The organism is Streptomyces cahuitamycinicus, from assembly GCF_002891435.1.
In the GTDB taxonomy this organism is placed as follows: Bacteria; Actinomycetota; Actinomycetes; order Streptomycetales; family Streptomycetaceae; genus Streptomyces; species Streptomyces cahuitamycinicus.
On record NZ_POUC01000526.1, the window covers coordinates 1 to 4,754 of the forward strand.

At 72.0% G+C, this 4,754-nt stretch carries 2 protein-coding genes; one reads left to right on the plus strand and one right to left on the minus strand.

From position 1 onward, the window contains the following. Positions 1-16: 16 nt before the first annotated feature. Positions 17-4,054, minus strand: a complete 4,038-nt coding sequence (locus C1J00_RS38370; RefSeq protein WP_102913515.1) for a bifunctional nitrate reductase/sulfite reductase flavoprotein subunit alpha — start codon at positions 4,052-4,054, stop codon at positions 17-19. A 194-nt stretch (positions 4,055-4,248) separates the two neighbouring features. Here C1J00_RS38370 and C1J00_RS38375 point away from each other — a divergent pair, with 194 nt between their 5' ends. Then, complete coding sequence (locus tag C1J00_RS38375) at positions 4,249-4,644, plus strand: cell division protein SepF (protein ID WP_102913516.1); 396 nt, start codon at positions 4,249-4,251, stop codon at positions 4,642-4,644. Positions 4,645-4,754 lie beyond the last annotated feature (110 nt).

The window sequence follows — 4,754 nt, forward strand, 5'->3', positions numbered from 1 at the left end:
CCTCCGGCCCCTCCGGTCAGTACACGTCTCGCACGTACCGTTTGTCCGCCGCGAGTTGCTTCAAATGCGCGGCGGCCTCCGCCTCGCCCAGTCCGCCGTGCGTCATCGCGATGTCCCGCAGCGCCCGGTCCACGTCCTTCGCCATCCGGGAGGCGTCGCCGCAGACGTAGAAGCGGGCCCCGTCACGCAGCCAGTGCCACAGCTCCGGCCCGTGCTCGCGCATCCGGTCCTGCACGTACACCTTGTTCCGCTGGTCCCGGGAGAAGGCGGTGTCCAGCCGCGTGAGGGTGCCCTCGTCGCGCAGCGCCGTCAGTTCGTCCTCGTAGTAAAAGTCCGTCGCCCGGTGCTGCTCACCGAAGAACAGCCAGTTGGGGGCGTGGTGGCCGAGCGCCCGCCGCTCCTGGAGGAAGCCCACGAAGGGCGCCACTCCGGTGCCCGGGCCGACCATGACCATCGGCGTCGACGCGTCGGCCGGGGGCCGGAAGTGCGGTGAGCGCTGCACGAACACCGGCACCTCCGTGTCCGGTCGGGCGTCCGCGAGGTACGGCGAGCAGACCCCGCCGCGCGCCCGGCCGCGCAGGTTCTCGTACCGCACCACGGACACCGTCAGCGACACCCGGTGGGGATCGGCCAGTGGACTGGACGATATGGAGTACAGCCGTGGCTGGAGCCTGCGCAGCACCCCGGCCCACTCCTCGGCGCCCGCCCGTACCGCGTACTCGGCGAGCACGTCCACGGCCTGCCGCCCCCAGCTCCACCGGGCCAGCCCGTCCTTGTTGTCCGGCCGCAGCAGTCTGCGCAACTCGTGCTTGTCCCGGGCGCGTTCAGCGACGAAGCGGAGCAGGTCGGGGGTGATCCGGGTGATGTCGAGATGCCGGTGCAGGGCCTCTCCGAGCGGCACCTCACCGACACCGTCGACCACCACGGCCGACCCGGCGTCCACCCCGGTCACCGCCAGCCACTCCTCCACGAGGGCGGGCGCGTTGACCGGCCGCACACCGAGCGCGTCGCCGGCCTCGTACGCCAGGTCCGTCCCGCTCGTGTCGAAGGTGAACCGCCGGACCTCCTTGCCCGCACCCGCCCCGCTGAGCAGCCGGTTGCCGACCAGCCGGGCTGTGGTGACGGGCTTGGACCTCGTCCCGGGCCTCCCGGCCGGCGCGGCAGTCCTCTCGCCCAGCGCCGACAGCACCTGGTCGAGCCACTCCCCGGCGGACGGCTCGAAGTCCGGCTCGCAGTCCGTACGCGGGGCCAGCCGCACCCCGCCCAGCTCGTCGAGGCGCGCGTCCAGCCGCCGCCCGTACCCGCAGAAGTCGTCGTAGGAGGAGTCGCCGAAGGCCAGCACGGCGTACCGCACCCCGTCCAGCCGAGGGGCCTGCTCGCCGCGCAGCGCGTCCCAGAAGCCGGAACCGTTGTCGGGTGCGTCGCCGTCCCCGAAGGTGCTGGTGATGAACAGCAGGTCCGCGGTGCGGGCGAGCGCCCCGACATCGGCGTCGTCCATGCCGACGAGGGTCGTACGGTGCCCCGTCGAGGTCAGCCGTTCGGCGGTGGCGCCGGCGAACTCCTCCGCGTTCCCGGTCTGCGAGGCCCAGAGCACGACGACCTCCCGTCCGGACCGCTCCTGCGGCACGGCGGCCCCGGTCCGTGAGTACATGCCGGCGAGGACCCCGTTCACCCACAGCGCGTGCTCGGGGGAGAAGGGCGCGTCGGGCGGCAGCACCGGCACCCCGGGGGCGCCCGAGCCGAGCCCGGCGAGGAAGCCGGTGAGGTACCGGCGCTCCTGCGCGGAGAGCACCGGGGGAGGGGAGGGGTCGAGGCCGAAGGGGTTAGCGCCGCCCGGCGTCACGGCCGAGGGCGTCAGGGCCGTGGGCGTCAGGGCCGGGGCCGTCTCCGGTGCGGGTGCCGCCACCTTCGCCAGCGACACCGCGCACACCTTGAACTCCGGCTGGAACGACAGCGGATCCACCGCGTCGCTCGTCACCGCGTTGATGCTGAGGTACTCGCCGAACAGGTCGTTCCAGTGGAACGGCGCGAAGCAGCACCCGGGCCGCACCCGGTCCGTCACCACCGCCGGCAGCACGGCCCGCCCGCGCCGCGAGGCGACCTCCACGAGATCGCCGTCGGCGACGCCGAGCGCCGAGGCGTCCGCGGGGTGCATCTCGACGAACGGCCCGGGGTTCAGCTTGGTGAGCTTGGCGACCTTCCCGGTCTTGGTGAGCGTGTGCCACTGGTGCTGCACCCGCCCGGTGCTGAGCACGAACGGATAGTCGTCGTCCGGCATCTCCGCGGCGGGCAGATGCGGCCGCGCGAAGAAGGCGGCCCGCCCGGAAGCGGTCGGAAAACGCAGCCCTCCGTCGTCCACGTACCGGATCGGATTGCGCTCCGGCCCGTCCTCCCGCGCGGCCGGCCACTGCACGGGCGTCTCGCGCAGCCGCTCGTAGGACACCCCGCGCAGGTCCCACCCGGTCTTCGGGTTCCAGAACCGCCGGATCTCCTCGAAGACCTGCTCGGCGCTGTCGTAGGAGAATCCCTTCTCGTAGCCCATCGCGCACGCCACCTCCGCGATGATCCGCCAGTCGGCCATCGCCTCCCCGGGCGGGTCCGCGGCCGGCCGGGTCAGGGTGAGGCCGCGCTCGCTGTTGACGAAGACGCCCTCGGCTTCGGTCCACATCGCACCCGGCAGGACGACATCGGCGTACGCGTTCGTCTCGGTGTCCGCGAACACGTCCTGGGTGACGACGAACTCGGCGGCCTCAAGACCTTCGATGACGGTGCGGCGATTGGCGACCGAGGCGACCGGGTTGGTGCAGACGATCCAGCAGGCCTTGATCTCCCCGCCGGCCATCCGCCGGAACATGTCGACCGTGCCCTGCCCGGCCCCGTCGGCCCGCAGCGTCCCGGGCGGCAGCTCCCACACCTCCTCGGTGAAGGCCCGCTCCTGCGCGACGAGCACCGACCGCTGCCCCGGCAGCCCCGGCCCCATGTAGCCCATCTCGCGCCCGCCCATGGCGTTGGGCTGCCCGGTCAGGGAGAACGGCCCGGCACCCGGACGGCAGATCGCTCCCGTCGCCAGATGCAGATTGATCAGGGCGTTGGTGTTCCAGGTGCCGTGGGTGGACTGGTTGAGCCCCATGGTCCAGCAGCTCATCCACCGCTTCCCGGCCGTGCCGATGATCCGGGCCGCCTCACGCAGGCCGCCCTCGTCGAGGCCGGTGATCTCGGCGACGGCGGCCGGGTGGTACTCGGCGAGGAACCCGGGCAGTTCCTCCCAGCCCTCGGTGTGGTCCGCGACGAACTCCGGGTCCGTGTGCCCGTTCTCCAGCAGCAGATGCAGCAGGCCGTTCAGCAACGCGAGGTCGGTACCGGGCCTGACCTGGAGGAACAGGTCGGCCTTCGCGGCGGTCGCGGTCCGCCTCGGGTCGACGACGATCAACTTGGCGCCCGCCTTGACCCGCTCCATCATCCGCAGGAACAGGATCGGATGGCAGTCGGCCATGTTCGACCCGATGACGAGGAAGGCATCCGCCCGGTCGAAGTCCTCGTACGACCCGGGCGGCCCGTCCGCACCCAGCGACAGCTTGTAGCCGGTGCCCGCGCTCGCCATGCACAGCCGTGAGTTCGACTCGATCCGGTTCGTCCCGACGAACCCCTTGGCCAGCTTGTTCGCCAGGTACTGCGCCTCCAGGCTCATCTGCCCGGAGACGTAGAAGGCGACCGCGTCCGGCCCGTGCTCGTCGACGATCGCCCGCAGCCGCGCGGCGGTCTCGGCGATCGCGTGGGCCACGGGTGCCGGGAGGGCCTCCTCGCCCCGGCCGCCCCGCATGAGTGCCCCGGTCAGCCGCCCGGGCGCGGCGAGCATGTCGGCGGTGGTCGCGCCCTTGGTGCACAGCCGGCCCGCGTTCGCGGGGTGAGCCTTGTCACCCGACGCCTTCAGGACCTTGCGCCGCCCGTCCGGACCCGCCCCGACATCCAGCACGAGGCCGCAGCCCACACCGCAGTACGAGCAGACGGTGCGCACCCGCTGCGTCTCCTGCTGCGGCCGGGGGGTCGTGGTCATGCCGTCGACGGTACGAACGTCCCGTTACGCAGGTGTCACATCACTTGATCACGAGCAGTTACGCCCGTCACACAGCCGCCTTCCGGCGGTTGTGAGGTGCATTGAGGTCGCGGAGCGTGTCGCTGTTGGGCCGAACGGGTGACTCTGCGCAAGAATTGCCCGATGCAGACAGCGAGTGCGAGCCAGGACGGAGCATGCCGGTGAACAGCCACGATGTCACCGACGAACAGTGGGAAGGGCTCGCCCAGGTCGTGCCGCTGCGAGGCCGGGACGCCTGGCCGTCCTCCGTCGGCCACCGGTCCATACCCGAGGCCGAGACGGAGACCCGACGCCGTTTCGTCGTCCTGCGCGTCAACGTCTTCGCCGACGCCCGTGACGTCGCCGAGCGGCTGATGGCGGGCGTCCCCGTCCTCCTCGACCTCACCGGCGCGGAGAGCGAGGTCGCGAAGCGGGTCCTCGACTTCAGCACGGGCGTCGTCTTCGGCCTGGCGAGCGGGATGCACCGGGTGGACCGCAACGTGTTCCTGCTGACGCCGGCGGGGACCGAGGTGACGGGGCTGATGGAGGGAGCGGGGCTGCCCGGGGTGTGACCGTGGGTGCGACCGTAGCTCGATCGTAGGAAGCCTCCGGCGACGGAACGGTTCGTCCTGCCGACGGAGCCCTACCGTCCGCATATGATCCAGCCCGCCCTCCCCGACCG